This is a genomic window from Pseudomonas saxonica (genome assembly GCF_007858365.1).
Taxonomy (GTDB): domain Bacteria; phylum Pseudomonadota; class Gammaproteobacteria; order Pseudomonadales; family Pseudomonadaceae; genus Aquipseudomonas; species Aquipseudomonas saxonica.
In genome coordinates, this window is the sequence record NZ_VFIO01000005.1 from 96,221 (window position 1) to 112,219 (window position 15,999).

General features: G+C 56.9%; 17 protein-coding genes. 9 read left to right on the plus strand and 8 right to left on the minus strand.

Features of this window, described 5'->3' with window-relative positions:
* Positions 1-67: 67 nt before the first annotated feature.
* Positions 68-454: an MAPEG family protein gene (locus tag FJD38_RS14395; RefSeq protein WP_122785450.1), complete on the plus strand. Its 387-nt coding sequence runs from the start codon at positions 68-70 to the stop codon at positions 452-454.
* Positions 455-511: 57 nt separating this feature from the next.
* Here FJD38_RS14395 and mltA read toward each other — a convergent pair whose 3' ends face one another.
* Positions 512-1,654: a murein transglycosylase A gene (mltA, locus tag FJD38_RS14400; protein ID WP_146385886.1), complete on the minus strand. Its 1,143-nt coding sequence runs from the start codon at positions 1,652-1,654 to the stop codon at positions 512-514.
* A 129-nt stretch (positions 1,655-1,783) separates the two neighbouring features.
* Here mltA and FJD38_RS14405 point away from each other — a divergent pair, with 129 nt between their 5' ends.
* Positions 1,784-2,233: a c-type cytochrome gene (locus FJD38_RS14405; protein WP_122785545.1), complete on the plus strand. Its 450-nt coding sequence runs from the start codon at positions 1,784-1,786 to the stop codon at positions 2,231-2,233.
* A gap of 199 nt (positions 2,234-2,432) precedes the next feature.
* On the opposite strand, the gene FJD38_RS14410 is transcribed toward FJD38_RS14405, so the two are convergent.
* From FJD38_RS14410 to FJD38_RS14425, 4 genes are all read right to left on the minus strand, one after another.
* Positions 2,433-2,828 carry a DUF1090 domain-containing protein gene (locus FJD38_RS14410; RefSeq protein WP_122785448.1) on the minus strand — a complete coding sequence of 132 codons (396 nt, stop codon included), beginning with the start codon at positions 2,826-2,828 and terminating at the stop codon, positions 2,433-2,435.
* 68 nt (positions 2,829-2,896) lie between these two features.
* The gene (gene ligB, locus FJD38_RS14415) at positions 2,897-4,561 is read right to left on the minus strand and encodes an NAD-dependent DNA ligase LigB (RefSeq protein WP_146385888.1); all 1,665 of its coding nucleotides are present in this window, start codon (positions 4,559-4,561) and stop codon (positions 2,897-2,899) included.
* A gap of 145 nt (positions 4,562-4,706) precedes the next feature.
* Positions 4,707-5,897 (minus strand): methionine adenosyltransferase, encoded by a 1,191-nt coding sequence (metK, locus tag FJD38_RS14420; RefSeq protein WP_122785446.1) that lies wholly within the window; start codon positions 5,895-5,897, stop codon positions 4,707-4,709.
* A 19-nt stretch (positions 5,898-5,916) separates the two neighbouring features.
* On the minus strand, positions 5,917-6,912 hold the full coding sequence (locus FJD38_RS14425) for an ArsR/SmtB family transcription factor (RefSeq protein WP_146385891.1): 996 nt from the start codon (positions 6,910-6,912) through the stop codon (positions 5,917-5,919).
* A gap of 261 nt (positions 6,913-7,173) precedes the next feature.
* On the opposite strand from FJD38_RS14425, the gene tkt reads away from it, so the two are divergent.
* The 5 genes from tkt (at position 7,174) to fba (ending at position 13,099) form a co-directional block, all read left to right on the plus strand.
* A complete protein-coding gene (gene tkt / locus FJD38_RS14430) occupies positions 7,174-9,171 on the plus strand; it encodes a transketolase (protein ID WP_146385893.1) in 1,998 nt (665 codons plus the stop codon).
* A 144-nt stretch (positions 9,172-9,315) separates the two neighbouring features.
* Complete coding sequence (gene epd, locus FJD38_RS14435; RefSeq protein WP_146385895.1) at positions 9,316-10,371, plus strand: erythrose-4-phosphate dehydrogenase; 1,056 nt, start codon at positions 9,316-9,318, stop codon at positions 10,369-10,371.
* A gap of 26 nt (positions 10,372-10,397) precedes the next feature.
* A complete protein-coding gene (locus FJD38_RS14440; protein ID WP_122785442.1) occupies positions 10,398-11,561 on the plus strand; it encodes a phosphoglycerate kinase in 1,164 nt (387 codons plus the stop codon).
* Between the two features lie 32 nt (positions 11,562-11,593).
* A complete protein-coding gene (locus FJD38_RS14445) occupies positions 11,594-11,812 on the plus strand; it encodes a hypothetical protein (protein WP_122785544.1) in 219 nt (72 codons plus the stop codon).
* Positions 11,813-12,034: 222 nt separating this feature from the next.
* On the plus strand, positions 12,035-13,099 hold the full coding sequence (gene fba, locus FJD38_RS14450; RefSeq protein WP_047278209.1) for a class II fructose-bisphosphate aldolase: 1,065 nt from the start codon (positions 12,035-12,037) through the stop codon (positions 13,097-13,099).
* Between the two features lie 204 nt (positions 13,100-13,303).
* On the opposite strand, the gene FJD38_RS14455 is transcribed toward fba, so the two are convergent.
* Entirely contained in the window at positions 13,304-13,675 is a 372-nt protein-coding gene (locus tag FJD38_RS14455; RefSeq protein ID WP_122785441.1) for a hypothetical protein, read from the minus strand.
* A gap of 159 nt (positions 13,676-13,834) precedes the next feature.
* Positions 13,835-14,503, minus strand: coding sequence for a polysaccharide lyase family 7 protein (locus FJD38_RS14460; RefSeq protein WP_122785440.1), 669 nt, complete (start codon positions 14,501-14,503; stop codon positions 13,835-13,837).
* A gap of 174 nt (positions 14,504-14,677) precedes the next feature.
* Between FJD38_RS14460 and FJD38_RS14465 the strand changes: the two genes are divergently transcribed.
* Both FJD38_RS14465 and FJD38_RS14470 read left to right on the plus strand, forming a co-directional pair.
* Complete coding sequence (locus FJD38_RS14465) at positions 14,678-15,175, plus strand: M48 family metallopeptidase (protein ID WP_146385897.1); 498 nt, start codon at positions 14,678-14,680, stop codon at positions 15,173-15,175.
* Between the two features lie 19 nt (positions 15,176-15,194).
* Entirely contained in the window at positions 15,195-15,491 is a 297-nt protein-coding gene (locus tag FJD38_RS14470; RefSeq protein WP_122785438.1) for a winged helix-turn-helix domain-containing protein, read from the plus strand.
* Here FJD38_RS14470 and FJD38_RS14475 read toward each other — a convergent pair.
* Entirely contained in the window at positions 15,482-15,949 is a 468-nt protein-coding gene (locus FJD38_RS14475) for a GNAT family N-acetyltransferase (RefSeq protein ID WP_122785437.1), read from the minus strand. The genes FJD38_RS14470 and FJD38_RS14475 overlap by 10 nt on opposite strands.
* Between the last annotated feature and the right edge of the window lie 50 nt (positions 15,950-15,999).

Genomic DNA, 15,999 nt, shown 5'->3' on the forward strand with positions numbered 1-15,999 from the left:
TTATAGCGATTAGTCCTACGGACTGTGCTAAAACTACTCGCTATGAAACGTTAAAAAGGAAATTCCAATGACGGTTGCCTTCTGGTGTGTACTGATTGCCCTTTGCTTGCCCTACGTATGTACCGGCATTGCGAAATTTAGTGGGGGCAAGTTCGGGCCTCGGCAAAATCACGACCCCCGATCTTTTCTTGAAACTCTGGACGGTTTCGCCAAGCGTGCCCATAGCGCTCAGCTCAACAGCTTTGAAGTGACACCCGCGTTTGCCGCTGCAGTGATCATTGCCGACATCGTGGGCAACGCCCAGCCAGTGACGATCGATGTACTGGCCGTGTTGTTTATCACCAGCCGCCTGCTGTACATCATTTGCTACCTGGCTGATTGGGCGATGATGCGCTCCATTGTGTGGTTTATCGGCATGGGGCTGATCGTCAGCTTCTTCTTTGTGTCTATGTAAATGCATGAATCTGTAGCCGCTGCCGAAGGCAGCGACTACATCGTTTACACCCTGTTATTACTGTGGCAACGCTGCACCCTTAGGCCACAGCAACCAGATATTGCCTTTCTGCTTCATGTCGCCTGCAATTTGCCCGGCTTCAGGGCCAGTACCGACAAAGAAGTCAGCCCGAACTTCGCCGGCAATGGCGCCCCCTGTGTCCTGGGCCGCTACTGGGCGAACAATGGGCTGGCCGTCGGCCTGGGTCGTTGACAGCCAGAGCAAACTGCCCAGCGGGATGACTTTGCGATCCACCGCCACGCTGTAGCCCGCCGTGAGCGGAACATTCAGTGAGCCGCGGGGCCCTTCGTTGCTGTCAGGGTTTTGGGTGAAGAACACGTAGCTCGGATTGCTGGCCAGCATTTCGTGAACCCGTTCTGGATGAGCCATTGCCCAAGCGTGAATCGTGCCCATGGTCACATCTTCTTTTTTCAGCTCGCCCTGCTCAACCAGCCAGCGTCCTATGGGTTTATACGGATGGCCGTTCTGGTCGGCATAACCAATTCGCAGTTGGCGGCCGTCGTCCAGTTGTACGCGGCCGGAACCCTGAATTTGCAGAAATTGCAGGTCCATCGGGTCGGTCAGCCACGCGAGTACGGGGGCGTTCAGACCTTTGCCATTGATCGTTTCAGCCGTGTCATATGGCTTGAGTACCCGGCCTTCAAGGCGGCCACGCAGTCGTTTGCCCTTGAGTTCGGGGTAGATGCTGTCCAGATTAACCACTACCAGATCGGACGGTACGCTGTAGATCGGTACATTGGCGGTTTGGGTCGGCTTCAGGCTGCCGGGGTAAACCGGTTCGTAATAACCAGTGATCAACCCGTCGCTGCTGCCTTCTGCCGAGCGCAGGCTGTACACATCCAGATGGGCCTGCAAAAAATTGCTGATTTCAGGCACGCTCGGGCTGGCCGGCAGGTTGGCAGCATCGCTGCACACGCTGCCCCAATTGGGATCGGCCTTGAGGCGGGTACACGCGCTGCGCCAAGAAGCAAAGCCACTTTGCAGATCATTGCCTGTCACTTGCGGCAACGCGTTCCAGTCGGCTTTGCTGTAGGTGGTGTGAGGTTCTGGTTTTACCGTGTCTTTGTCGGTGCCGTTGCAGCCGGCCAATAACAGGGCAGTGGGCAAGACCCAGGCGAACGGCTTGAAAAATAGGTTCATCAGCAAAATTCCTTCAAGGGTTGCCGAGGTTTAATTCCCTTCAAGGCAAACCCTATATTCAATAGGGGTATTGGTGTTTACAGGGTGCAAGAGGATACTGGCGGCCGATTTCTGCGACGTGAAACCACTCTGATGTTTAAACGACGGTCTCTACTAGTGCTCGCCTGCGTGATGTTATCGGCGTGTGGTGGGGTTGATCCCCATTCGCCACTGGGCCAGCGTAAAGCGATTTTCAAACACATGCTCAACACCAGTGAAGAACTGGGTGGCATGTTACGTGGCCGTCTTGCGTTCGATGGCCCTCGTTTTAGCGAAGGTGCAGTCAAGCTTGATGCGTTGGCCCATGAGCCGTGGAAGCATTTTCCTGAGGTTAAAGAATCTGATCAGACCAGCGCGACTGATGAAGTCTGGAAAAATCAGGCACGTTTTCAGGCGTTGGCCCGACAGTTGGAAGCGGCTACCGGTGAATTGGTGGTCGCCAGTCGGGTGCAGCCTTATGACATCAGTCGCCTGTCGCCCGCCGTACAACAAGTTGAAGATACGTGCAGCGGGTGCCACAAGGTATTTCGTAATCATTGAATGAAGCTGAAAGCTAAAGCCCCCTCACCCTAGCCCTCTCCCAGAGGGAGAGGGGACTGACCGCACGCTGAGTTGAAATCACTGCCTATCTACCCCCTCTCCCAGAGGGAGAGGGGACGGACCGCACGCTGACTTGAAATCACCGCCTATCAGCCCCCTCTCCCTTTGGGAGAGGGTTGGGGTGAGGGGCTTTGCAGCCTTACTTATCCAGTTGATCCAGCGCTTCCTGCAGTTCTTTACGCGATTCAGCCAGCTTGGTTTTGCGCTTGTCGATTTTCTCCGGATCGCCTTTTTTCATGGCCTTGTCCAGATCTGCCTGGCGTTTGCTGACTTCGTGCTTGGCGTCCAGCACCTTGTTTTCGCGTTCTTTCTTCAGGCTCGCGTCGGTGCAATGGGCATCCACTTCGCTCAGGGCTTTTTCCAGGCCCGCCACTTGAGAACTGTTGCCGTGAGCGCGCGCCTGCTCAAGTTGTTGGGAGATTTCGTGCTTCTTGGCCGCACAACCAGTCAGTTCAGGCGCCTGTTCGGCAGCCATCAACGGTGCAGCCAGCAGGCCGCAGACAGTAAACAGGGCGAGGGGTGAAAGAAGTTTCATAAAGAGCTCCATGACAAAAGATGACAATAAACACGATTTAAAAGGCAATGCTGCGGGTTGATGCGCGTCTAGTCAAAGCCGGCAATTCCCGCAGCCCGTAATTGTTCACTTAAAGCCAGTACGTTCGGGTCACGCAAAAATGCACTCAGTTGCGCCGCACGCTGGCCTCCTATGCCCGGGTGTGCCTGCCAGGCCTGTTCATCGCGAGCCACCAGCGCTCGCCATGACTGGCCCAAGGGGACGTCGCCAGTGGGTGGCAGGCCGATTGCTTTGACCCAGCGCTCGAACGGTTGTTGGCGTGCTTGCTGCAAACTGTTTAGCAGGCGGGCAATGCGGCGCTCGCCCAAGCCGTCAATGTTAGCAAGCTGTGCGGCATCGAGTGTCAACCAATCCAGCAGGTGGGTGATTCGGCCTGTCTGAATCAAGGTGTTCCAGGTGCCCGGTCCGACAAATGGCAGGGCCAAACCTTTTTTACTGCTGAGCCAGTTCAACCGCGCCACAAACTGGCTTTCACACCCCGGCGTCGCTTGCCAGCAGCTCAGTGCGTGATAATTATTGGGGTCGGGCGCCAGCACTTCAATGCGCTCGCTGGCGCGCATGACAACACTGTCCAGCCGGGGAATGGTCAGGCCAGCAAGGCTGATGGCCACTTGATCGCCAGGGCGGATGTCCAGGCTCTGCCAGCGTTGTAGCGAACCGGCACTGATACGTCTGATGGTGCGGTCGTCGAGTCGCACCGGGGTTAGCTCAAGCATTGGCGTGATGCGCCCGGTACGGCCGATGTTGAAGGTGACGTTGCGCACTTCGCCCAGGGCCTTGGCGTGGGGGTATTTCCAGGCGGCGGCCCAGTTCGGTGGTTTTGCCTGCCAGCGTTGCGCAAGGGGGCGTTGACCCTGGCGTAAAACTACGCCGTCGCTGGCAAACGGCAGAGCGGTGGTGTACCAGCGTTCGCGCCAGAGTTTGGCGTGTTCGATATGTTCGATGGGCTGGCTATACGCCAGGCTGTCAGCAAAGCCCAGCGTGCTCAGGTGATGCAGTCGTTCGGCGTGTGTACCCTGGCCTTCGGGCCAGTCCCAAACAAACAGGCCTATGCCTTGACCTTGTTCGGCGCTCAGATGTTGGCGTGCCATAAGGCCAGCCACAGTGCTGCGGGCATTGACGCTGCCTGCAACCGCCTGAATATGACCGGGCAAGCGCCAGTACAGTTCGCCTTGCAGCACGATGTCCACAGGCTGCGGCAGCTGTTGGGGGATGGCGTTGATGGCACGCGCCGAGCGCTCCCAGTTTTGACCCCGAACGCCATCGCCCCGGCTGATGACCTGCTGCAAACGCCCTTGGCGATAGACCAGCGTGACGGCCACGCCATCCACCTTGGGTTGAATCCACAGGTCCTGTCGGCCTTTGAGCCAGGCTTTCACCGCTTTGTCATCCGCCAGTTTGGCCAGGCCGGTTTGCACCACGGGGTGGGTCATTGGTCCGCCTGCGGTGAGCAGCGGGTTATCCACAGGTAAATCTTTAAAGCACGTTTGCCACTGTTCAAACCGCGTGCGTGAGGCGTCGTAAATCGCATCGCTGACCTGAGATATGCCGAGGCGATGATAGCTGTCGTCCCAATTTTTAAGCTGTTGTTGTAGCGTTTGGTATGTGGCCTCGTCGGGGCATGGCTGAGCCTGCGTATGAAAGGTTACAAGGGCGAGCAACAGCCCGCAGAGAGAAGAGAGTCTGGCCAACATGGTGAGCGTCCTTGCCCGGAGTAAACGTTTAAGGCTAGTGAAGGGTTTTTGGCATAGGCGGGGAGTGCATTGCACCGTGTTTCGGGGGCATGAAAAAAGCCCCGGACAGTTGCCTGTCCGGGGCTTTTGGGTGCAGCAGGGTTACTTACAAGCCAGCCGCAGAACGCAGCTCTTCAGCGCGGTCGGTGCGCTCCCACGTGAACGTGGTGAAGGTGTCATTGCCCACTGTCTTGGTTTGCGGCGTGCGACCGAAGTGGCCGTAGGCTGCGGTTTCCTGATACATCGGGTGCAGCAGGTCCAGCATGGTGGTGATGGCGTATGGACGCAGGTCGAACACGTCGCGTACCAGCTTGATGATTTTCTCGTCAGAGATTTTGCCGGTGCCGAAAGTGTTCAACGAAATCGAAGTCGGTTGAGCGACGCCGATAGCGTAGGAAACCTGAATCTCGCAGCGCTCAGCCAAACCGGCTGCCACGATGTTCTTGGCCACGTAACGACCGGCGTAGGCGGCCGAACGGTCAACCTTCGATGGGTCTTTGCCCGAGAACGCGCCGCCGCCGTGACGGGCCATGCCGCCGTAGGTGTCCACGATGATCTTGCGACCGGTCAGGCCGCAGTCGCCTACCGGGCCGCCAATGATGAACTGGCCAGTCGGGTTGATGTGGAACTGGGTGTCTTTGTGCAGCAGTTCAGCGGGCAGCACGTGCTTGACGATCAGTTCCATCACGCCTTCACGCAAGTCTTTGTTGGAGACTTCGGGGTTGTGCTGGGTCGACAGTACGATGGCGTCGATGGCTACAACCTTGCCGCCTTCATAACGGCAAGTGACTTGCGACTTGGCATCCGGGCGCAGCCAAGGCAGCAGGCCGGATTTACGGGCTTCAGCCTGGCGCTGAACCAGTTGGTGCGAGAAGGTGATCGGTGCTGGCATCAGCACGTCGGTTTCGTTGCTGGCGTAGCCGAACATCAAGCCCTGGTCGCCGGCGCCCTGATCTTCAGGCTTGGCACGGTCAACACCCTGGTTGATGTCTGGCGATTGCTTGCCGATGATGTTCATCACGCCGCAGGTTGCGCCGTCGAAGCCCACGTCGGAACTGGTGTAGCCGATGTCAGTGATCACGTCACGAACGATTTGCTCCAGGTCAACCCAGGCCGACGTGGTCACTTCGCCGGCGATGATTGCTACGCCGGTTTTCACCAGAGTTTCGCACGCCACACGGGCGAACTTGTCTTCGGCAATGATAGCGTCCAGCACCGCATCAGAAATCTGGTCGGCGATTTTGTCCGGATGCCCTTCAGACACGGACTCGGAGGTGAAAAGGGAGTATTCGCTCATCTCGACGGTTTCCTAATATTTACCGATGGTGAGTGTCGCCAGCTGGCCGCTGAAAGTGGCGGACCTGAATCTGGAAACCATTACGTAAGCCTACATAGAGGCTTTCCCCGGGAACGAGTCCCGCAGCGGTGGCCCAACGGGCCAGATCATCTTGTTCAAAACCAAGCCACAGGTCGCCGCAGGCTTCGCGGGCCCACGCCTGATTATGGCTACACAACTCTGTTACCAACAGGCTACCGCCAGGTTGCAGCAGGTTGGCCAGTTGCCTGAGTGCTTCGGCCGGTGCGGCGAAATGGTGCAAGACCATGTTCACAACGACGCAATCGGCGTGGATCTGTGCATCCTGCAACGCGTCGGCCAGGATCAGCCGGACGTTCTTCAGTGACTCGCGTTCACATAGCTGGCGGGCCAGCTCAAGCATCACAGGGCTGTTGTCCAGTGCCGTGACCTGATGAAAGCGACGGGCCAGATCGGGTAAGAAACTGCCATCCCCGGGGCCCACTTCCAGGGCCGTAGCCGCTGGGTTGAAGCTCAGTTTATCCAACAAGGCCAGAACGCTATCCCGGTACTGTGGCAAACCTGCGATCAAATCCTGTTGAGCGCGAAATTTTTCAGCGATGCGTGAGAAAAAGTCCTGACTGGCCGCTGCCCGTTGCCCGTGTACGGCACTGATGCGCGCGAGGACGTCGGCGGGCAGGGTCAGATTGTCGACTTCTTCGAGCAGGGCCGCGTGCAATTTGCCGCCCAGCTGATCCGTGTGGGGCAGGGCGCGACGATAAAAAATCGCATTGCCTTCACGCCGTGTCGCAACCAGCCCGGCCTGGGACAACACCTTGAGGTGATGGCTCATGCCGGACTGGCCGGTTGCAAAAATGTGCGTCAGTTCCAGCACACCGAACGAATCGTTGGCCAGAGCACGCAGTACATTCAGTCGCAGCTGGTCGCCACCGGCCTTGCACAGGGCGGAAAGCTCATCGCAATCGTCATGACGGATTGAAGGTACGCGTAGGTTCATGGGGCCGCAGTCTAGTTACCCGGTTCGTCGCTCGCAAGTTCAATATCAAAACTTTTTGATATTGATGCGTGGAGGGTGCGTTTGTCGGGATACGTGAGTGAAATGACGAAATGAAATGTCCGATCCTTAACAGGTGGAACGGTTAAGCACAGGAAAAACGCCTCAAGCGACTATCTGTCATTGCCCAGCGGCAGTGGGTGAGGGAAAATGCTCGCCTTTTTTCCGTTTCGTTTTATTTATTAAATACCCAGGAGAACAGCGATGCCCAGCCGTCGTGAGCGTGCCAACGCCATTCGTGCACTCAGCATGGATGCCGTGCAAAAAGCCAACAGCGGCCATCCAGGTGCCCCTATGGGTATGGCGGATATCGCCGAAGTACTGTGGCGCGATTATCTGAAGCACAACCCGAGCAACCCGTCGTTCGCTGACCGTGACCGCTTCGTGCTGTCCAACGGTCACGGTTCGATGTTGATCTACTCGTTGCTGCACCTGACCGGCTATGACCTGTCTATCGACGATCTGAAAAGCTTCCGCCAATTGCACAGCCGTACCCCGGGTCACCCGGAGCTGGGCTACACGCCGGGCGTTGAAACCACCACTGGCCCATTGGGTCAGGGTTTTGCCAACGCAGTGGGTTTTGCACTGGCTGAAAAAGTCATGGGTGCACAGTTCAACCGCCCCGGCCACGACATCGTTGACCACCACACCTATGTGTTCATGGGTGATGGCTGCATGATGGAAGGCATTTCCCACGAAGTTGGCTCACTTGCCGGCACATTGGGTCTGAGCAAGCTGATCGCGTTCTACGACGACAATGGCATCTCCATCGACGGCGAAGTGGAAGGCTGGTTCACCGACGACACGCCAAAGCGTTTTGAAGCCTACAACTGGCAAGTGATCCGCAACGTTGACGGTCACGATCCGGAAGAAATCAAAACGGCCATCGAAACCGCCCGCAAAAGCGACAAGCCAACGCTGATCTGCTGCAAAACCACAATCGGTTTCGGTTCGCCGAACAAGCAAGGTAAGGAAGATTGCCACGGTGCTCCATTGGGCAACGACGAAATCGCCCTGACCCGTACTGCGCTGAACTGGAACCACGGTCCTTTTGAAATCCCGGCTGATATCTACGCCGAATGGGATGCCAAACAAGCCGGTGCTGCGGTTGAGTCCGAGTGGGACAAACGTTTCGCTGCCTACGCGGCCGAGTTTCCGGAGCTGGCGGCTGAGTTGTCCCGCCGTCTGAGCGGCAAATTGCCAGCTGACTTCGATGCCAGGGCCACTGCCTACATCAATGAAGTTGCGGCCAAAGGCGAGACCATCGCCAGCCGTAAAGCCAGCCAGAACACCCTGAACGCCTTTGGCCCGCTGTTGCCAGAGCTGTTGGGCGGCTCGGCTGACCTGGCCGGTTCCAACCTGACCCTGTGGAAAGGCTGCAAAGGCGTTTCGGCGCAAGACGCCAGCGGTAACTACATGTACTACGGCGTACGTGAGTTCGGCATGAGCGCCATCATGAACGGCGTCGCGGTTCACGGTGGTCTGGTGCCTTACGGCGCAACCTTCCTGATGTTCATGGAATACGCCCGTAACGCTATCCGCATGTCGGCCCTGATGAAGCAGCGTGTGATCTATGTGTTCACCCACGACTCCATCGGTCTGGGTGAAGACGGCCCGACGCACCAGCCGGTTGAGCAACTGACCAGCCTGCGTACGACGCCGAACCTGGACACCTGGCGTCCAGCCGACGCGGTGGAATCCGCAGCGGCCTGGAAATTCGCACTGGAGCGCAACGACGGCCCTTCGGCGCTGATCTTCTCGCGTCAGAACCTTAACCACCAAACCCGTGATGCCGGTCAAATTGCCGACATCAACCGCGGTGGTTATGTGCTGAAGGACTGTGCAGGCGAGCCTGAGCTGATCCTGATCTCGGCGGGTTCCGAAGTGGGCCTGGCTGTTCAGGCTTGGGAAAAGTTGACTGAACAAGGTCGTAAGGTGCGTGTTGTGTCGATGCCTTGCACCAGCGTTTATGAAGCTCAGGACGCGGGCTACAAGCAGTCGGTTCTGCCGCTGCAAGTCAGTGCCCGTATTGCCATCGAAGCTTCCCATGCGGACTACTGGTACAAGTACGTCGGTCTGGAAGGCCGCGTGATTGGCATGACCACCTACGGTGAGTCGGCGCCTGCGCCAGCGTTGTTCGAAGAGTTCGGTTTCACTCTGGAAAACATCCTGGGTCAGGCTGAAGAACTGCTGGAAGACTAAGTAAGTCTCTCTGTAGCCGCTGCCGCAGGCTGCGATAAGGGCCGCGCGACCTTCGTTTCAAAAAGGTCGCTGCGCAACCCATCGCAGCCTTCGGCCGCGGCTACAGGGTTTTGCATTGACTGCCCGCCCTGATAAGAGAACCCCATGCCTCAACCGCGTCCTTACAAAGTTGCACTCAACGGCTATGGCCGGATTGGCCGTTGCGTCTTGCGTGCGTTGTTTGAGCGAGGGGCTGCTGCCGGGTTTGAAATTGTTGCACTCAATGATTTGGCCGATATGGCCAGTCTCGAATATTTGACGCGTTTCGACTCCACTCACGGCCGGTTTCCGGGCGAGATACGGATCGAAGGCGACTGCCTGCATATCAATGGCGACTGCGTGAAAGTGTTCCGCAGTGCCACTCCTGAAGGGATCGACTGGGCCTCGTTGGGCGTTGATCTGGTGCTGGAATGCTCCGGCGCATACAACACCCGCACCGATGGTCAGCGTTTTCTCGACGCCGGGGCACCTGCTGTATTGTTTTCGCAACCGATGAGCAGTGAGGCGGATGTAGACGCCACCATCGTGTTCGGCGTGAACCAGCAAAGCCTGACCGGCCAAGAGCGTCTAATCTCAAACGCGTCCTGCACCACCAACTGCGGTGTACCGCTGTTGCGTTTGCTGGACCAGGCGTTCGGTCTGGAATACGTGTCGATCACCACCATTCACTCGGCGATGAACGATCAGCCGGTGATTGATGCATACCATGATGAAGATCTTCGTCGTACACGTTCGGCGTTTCAGTCAGTGATTCCGGTGTCCACGGGCCTGGCTAAAGGTATTGAGCGATTGTTGCCGGAACTTGCTGGCAGAATTCAGGCCAAAGCCGTACGGGTGCCGACCTTGAATGTGTCGTGCCTCGACATCACCCTGGTCACGGCGCGCGACACTGACGCCGCAGAAGTTAACCGCGTACTGCGCGAAGCCGCCACGTGCGGCCCGCTCAAAGGCTTGTTGGCGTATACCGAATTGCCGCATGCCAGTTGTGATTTCAACCATGACCCGCATTCGGCGATTGTTGATGCCAGTCAGACCCGTGTTTCCGGCCCCCGGCTGGTGAACTTGCTGGCCTGGTTCGACAACGAATGGGGTTTTGCCAATCGAATGATCGATGTGGCAGAGCACTATCTGCACGTTACTCAACCTCAATCTGCTCCATAACATTAGAAACTCAGGAATTGCGACCCATGACCGTGTTGAAGATGACCGACCTCGATCTGCAAGGTAAACGCGTACTGATCCGTGAAGACCTCAACGTTCCGATCAAGGACGGTGAAGTCACCAGCGATGCGCGCATCCTTGCTTCGCTGCCGACCATCAAGCTGGCGTTGGAAAAAGGCGCGGCGGTCATGGTCTGCTCGCATTTGGGGCGCCCGACTGAAGGTGAGTTCTCAGCTGAAAACAGCCTCAAGCCAGTGGCTGAGTACCTGAGCAAAGCATTGGGCCGTGAAGTGCCGCTGGTGAGCGATTACCTTAATGGCGTAGACGTTAAGCCCGGCGACATCGTGCTGTTCGAGAACGTGCGCTTCAACAAAGGCGAAAAGAAAAACGCCGACGAACTGGCCAAGCAATACGCCGCCCTGTGCGACGTATTTGTGATGGACGCTTTCGGCACGGCTCACCGCGCTGAAGGTTCGACCCATGGCGTTGCCAAGTTTGCCAAGGTGGCCGCTGCGGGCCCATTGCTGGCGGCTGAACTGCACGCGCTGGGCAAGGCACTGGGGGCTCCGGCCAAACCGATGGCTGCTATTGTTGCCGGCTCCAAGGTGTCGACCAAACTCGACGTGTTGAACAGCCTGAGCCAGATTTGCGACTTGCTGATTGTGGGCGGCGGGATCGCCAACACTTTCCTCGCCGCTGCCGGTCATCCGGTGGGCAAATCGCTGTACGAGCCAGACTTGCTGGACACCGCTCGCGCCATCGCAGCCAAGGTCAACGTACCGTTGCCTGTTGACGTGGTGGTCGCCAAGGAGTTCGCTGAAAGCGCTGCTGCGACGGTCAAGCTGGTCGCTGATGTGGCCGAAGACGACATGATTCTGGATATTGGCCCGCAAACTGCAGCCAACTTCGCCGAACTGCTGAAATCCTCGAAAACCATCCTGTGGAACGGCCCGGTGGGTGTTTTCGAGTTTGATCAATTCGGTAACGGCACTAAAGTATTGGCCCATGCCATTGCTGACAGCTCGGCGTTCTCTATTGCGGGCGGTGGCGACACCTTGGCCGCCATCGATAAATACGGTGTGGCGGATCAAATCTCCTATATCTCGACTGGCGGCGGGGCGTTCCTTGAGTTTGTCGAAGGCAAAGTGCTGCCTGCCGTTGAAGTGCTGGAAAGCCGCGCTAAAGGTTGAATGTGATGCAGGCCCTGAAAGGAAGCATGGACATGGTCAAGGCGTTACCGCTGTTAATGATTGCGGGCTTTTTGGCCGGTTGTGCCGGTTCACCAGAACCGTCGCCCGAAGCGGCTACGCCCGAAGAGAGCGGCTGCTACCAGGCAGACTGGCAGGCGCAGAGCGTGCCACTGGTCAATAAGCGATCAGGGCCTGAAGCGCTGGAAAAATACGAGACACCCCAACCTTCCAAAGAGCGTGGGTGTCCGTAACGCCTTAATACCGGTAGCCGCTGGCGTAGGCTGCGATCGAGCCCGCAGGGTTCGCGCTTTTGAAAAGCGAAGGTTCTGCGAACCTATCGCAGCCTTCGGCAGCGGCTACAGATGATGAATGCCCGCAGTCGGCTAACCCCCGATCTGCAATAACTTGAATAGCAGCCGCCGCTACGGCAGGCTTGCACGATTAACGACCCTCGTCCGGGAGAGATACGTACCATGGCACTTATTAGCATGCGCCAGATGTTGGACCACGCCGCCGAATTCGGTTACGGCGTTCCAGCTTTCAACGTCAACAACCTTGAGCAGATGCGCGCCATCATGGAAGCCGCTGACAAGACTGACTCTCCGGTGATCGTTCAGGCCTCGGCCGGTGCGCGCAAGTACGCAGGTGCTCCTTTCCTGCGCCACTTGATCCTGGCTGCCATCGAAGAATTCCCGCATATTCCGGTGTGCATGCACCAGGACCACGGCACCAGCCCTGACGTGTGCCAGCGTTCCATCCAACTGGGCTTCAGCTCGGTGATGATGGACGGCTCGCTGGGTGAAGACGGCAAGACCCCAACCGACTATGACTACAACGTTCGTGTGACGCAGCAAACCGTTGCTCTGGCGCACGCTTGCGGTGTATCGGTTGAAGGCGAGCTGGGTTGCCTGGGTTCTCTGGAAACCGGCATGGCTGGCGAAGAAGACGGTATCGGTGCCGAAGGCGTTCTGGATCACAGCCAGATGCTGACCGACCCGGAAGAAGCCGCTGACTTCGTCAAGCGCACCCAAGTGGATGCTCTGGCGATTGCCATCGGTACGTCGCACGGCGCTTACAAGTTCACCAAGCCACCTACTGGCGACGTGTTGGCCATCGACCGTATCAAAGAAATCCACAAGCGTATTCCGAACACTCACCTGGTGATGCACGGTTCGTCTTCGGTGCCACAAGAGTGGCTGAAGATCATCAACGAATACGGCGGCGACATCAAAGAAACCTACGGTGTGCCGGTAGAAGAAATCGTGGAAGGCATCAAGCACGGCGTGCGTAAGGTCAACATCGACACTGACCTGCGCCTGGCATCGACTGGCGCCATGCGCCGCCTGATGGCCACCAACCCAAGCGAGTTCGACCCACGCAAGTTCTTCGGCGCAACCGTGACTGCCATGCGTGACGTGTGTATCGCTCGTTATGAAGCGTTCGGCACCGCAGGCAATGCTTCGAAGATCAAGCCGATCTCCCTCGAAGCCATGTACCAGCGTTACCTCAAAGGTGAGCTGAACGCCAAGGTCAACTAAGACCTGGCGCTTCAAAAAAACCCGCAGAGATGCGGGTTTTTTTGTGGCTTTCAGAAAACCCCTCACCACGCCTCTCCCGGAGGGAGAGGGGACTGAGCGAGTTGTAACGTTCATCCATGACAAACATGGATTCAGTGGCCAATTCAGCTATTGCTAACAAGCGTCAATATCCCCCAATCAGTCCCCTCTCCCTCTGGGAGAGGGTTAGGGTGAGGGCTGTTGTTGCGGGTCTATGCCGTTGCCCCGGAGCAAGGCATTCACCAGTGAGCGCGACATCTCTACCGAATGCACCAGCGACCACACCAGCCCGCGCTCCAGACCGCTGCCCCGCTCGGTGATTTCATCGGACACTTCTTCGGCGCTTTTAAGCAGGATCGAGATGTGCTGCAAGGCCGCCAGAGCACTGACATCCGCCAATACGGCAAAAGGTGATTGCGCACCGACGGGCTGCGCTTGAGTCGGTAGGAGCGTATCAATGCGAGGAGGATTGGCGCTCAGATCATCCAGAATGCGCCGAGTGGCTTCATCGTGTTTATGATCATCGCGCCGAGGGCGTTTTGGCTTGGAAGCTTTCATGTGTTCTCCACGGGGATCATCATTTGAGCCAGAGGCCACGGCGACTCCAGAAGATAGCCCCGTGACTTTCCATGCCGCAAGCCGAGCTTGAGGTGAACGCACTTTCTCGGAAGCATCCTGCTTTTTTCAGGATAAACGTCTGACTTTGCTGCGCGTTTCTCAGAGTTTGTTGTGGTCAATATCCAGTTTGCTGAACGTGACCTGCGCGCCTTCCCTGCTGTTTCCTGTGTTGTCCTGCACGTAAGCGCCTGCCTTGAAGTAAAGCGGTTTGGTACGCCAGGTTGCACTGATATCCCGTGCCCACAGTTTATTGGCGGCCTTTATCTTCAAGGTGCCACTGGGGGTGAGGTTGATCACGTAGGTAAAGCTTTTGCCCAAGGGAACATTTTCGGCGATGGTCACGACGCGGGAGTTTTCATGGGGACGAAGGCGTACTTTGGCGACCAGACTGCCACTGCCTTTACTGGCCTTGTATTGGTATTCAAGCTTGAGCATGGGTTGTGTGCTCTGGAAGGCATGAATTTGCCCGATGACCACCTTGCCCGAGGAGGGCACCTGATTGACGGTCAGCGTGGCATTCAAAAAGTTGTCGGAGGCGGTGTAGAGCCAGTTACGCAAGGCGCCGTCCGAGCGGGTTTCACGTAATTCGCTGCGCGGGTAGATGGCATTTTCGGTTTTGCTGCCGGTCACGGGAGCCCAGAAAAACAAGGTGCCTGTGTGTGAATGGAAATAGTTGTTCTTATAACCGTTGAGCAACTGCGGGGTAGTGATGGTCGCGGGAGGATTGCCGACAGGAACGCTTAAATTCCAGGTAGCCAAATCGATCATTACGAGCCTCAAATTATGGGCACTTACAGGCATAAAACCCGTTCGAAGGGTCTAAACCAAGGCTTGGAAGGGACTTCTTTATAAAGCGTAGCGGGTAGCCAGTAACAGTAGTGGCACCACTTAAATCTCAAATTCGCTACACTGTCGACCTTTTACGCTGTAGCGTTGCGCCTCATGAATGCCCTCAAATACCTTCAGGCTTATCCCCAGACCTTACAGGATCAAGTACGCCAATTAATTGAGCGCGATCAATTGGGCAGTTACTTGAGTGAGCGTTATCCACAACGTCACGCCGTGCAAAGCGACAAAGCCTTGTACGCCTACGCGCTGGAACTTAAACAGGAACACCTGCGTAACGCGCCCTCTTTCGATAAGGTGCTGTTCGATAATCGCCTTGACCTGACTCATCGCGCGCTGGGGCTGCACACCACCATTTCGCGGGTACAGGGTGCCAAGCTCAAATCCAAGAAAGAGCTGCGCGTGGCATCGTTATTCAAAGACGCCGCGCCCGAGTTTTTAAAGATGATCGTTGTCCACGAGTTGGCGCATCTCAAAGAGTCGGACCACAACAAGGCGTTTTATAAATTGTGCGAATACATGCTGCCGGGTTATCACCAGCTGGAGTTTGACCTGCGGGTGTATCTCACGTGGCGGGATATGCAAGGCAAATAGTATTCATAGGGAGCGTGTGATGGACGTCAGCAAAACCAAAAGCAGTTTCTACCGGCGTTTGTATGTGGCCTGGTTAATTGATAGTCAAATCGCCAGCAGTGTACCGGCGCTGACCGAGGTCACCGGTATGCCGCGCCGCACAGCTCAAGACACCATTGCCGCCTTGGCCGATCTGGATATGGTCTGCGAGTTCGAGCAGCAGGATGGCGCCCGTAATCATGCCGGACGCTATCAGATTCGCAGCTGGGGCCCGATTGACAAGGCCTGGGTGGGCGAACATGTCGCCCAGATCAAGCAGGTCCTGGGTTATCCCTGAATCGTCTCGGCACGGCGCATGCCGATGTGCTCAATGCCATCTTCAAGGTAGGGATCGCCGGCAGTGACGAATTCGTAGCGCTCATAGAACGGCGTCAGGTACGTTTGAGCGGACATGAAAATCGGCATCCCCGGCCAGTACTCTTCGATGTTTTCCAGTGCTTTGGACATGAGTGTATGCCCCAGCTTTTGCCCTCGGCCGTCGGGGGCAACGATCACGCGGCCAATGACCACGTCACCGCCCTGTGATTCCGGGTCGAGCAGGCGTGCATACGCCACCAGCTCATCTTCTTGCCAGCCCATCAGATGCAGGGTGTCGCCTGTGAGGTCTTGCCCGTCAACGTCTTGATACGCGCACTTTTGTTCAACCACAAAGACTTTTGAACGCAGTTCGAGGATGGCATAAAGCTGCTCTTTGCCCAGGTCGTTGTGGTGTTTGCACAGCCAGTCGGTCTTCACAGTCTTATCCTTGTTATAGAAACGATGACTGCGATAGTAGGCGTCATCTT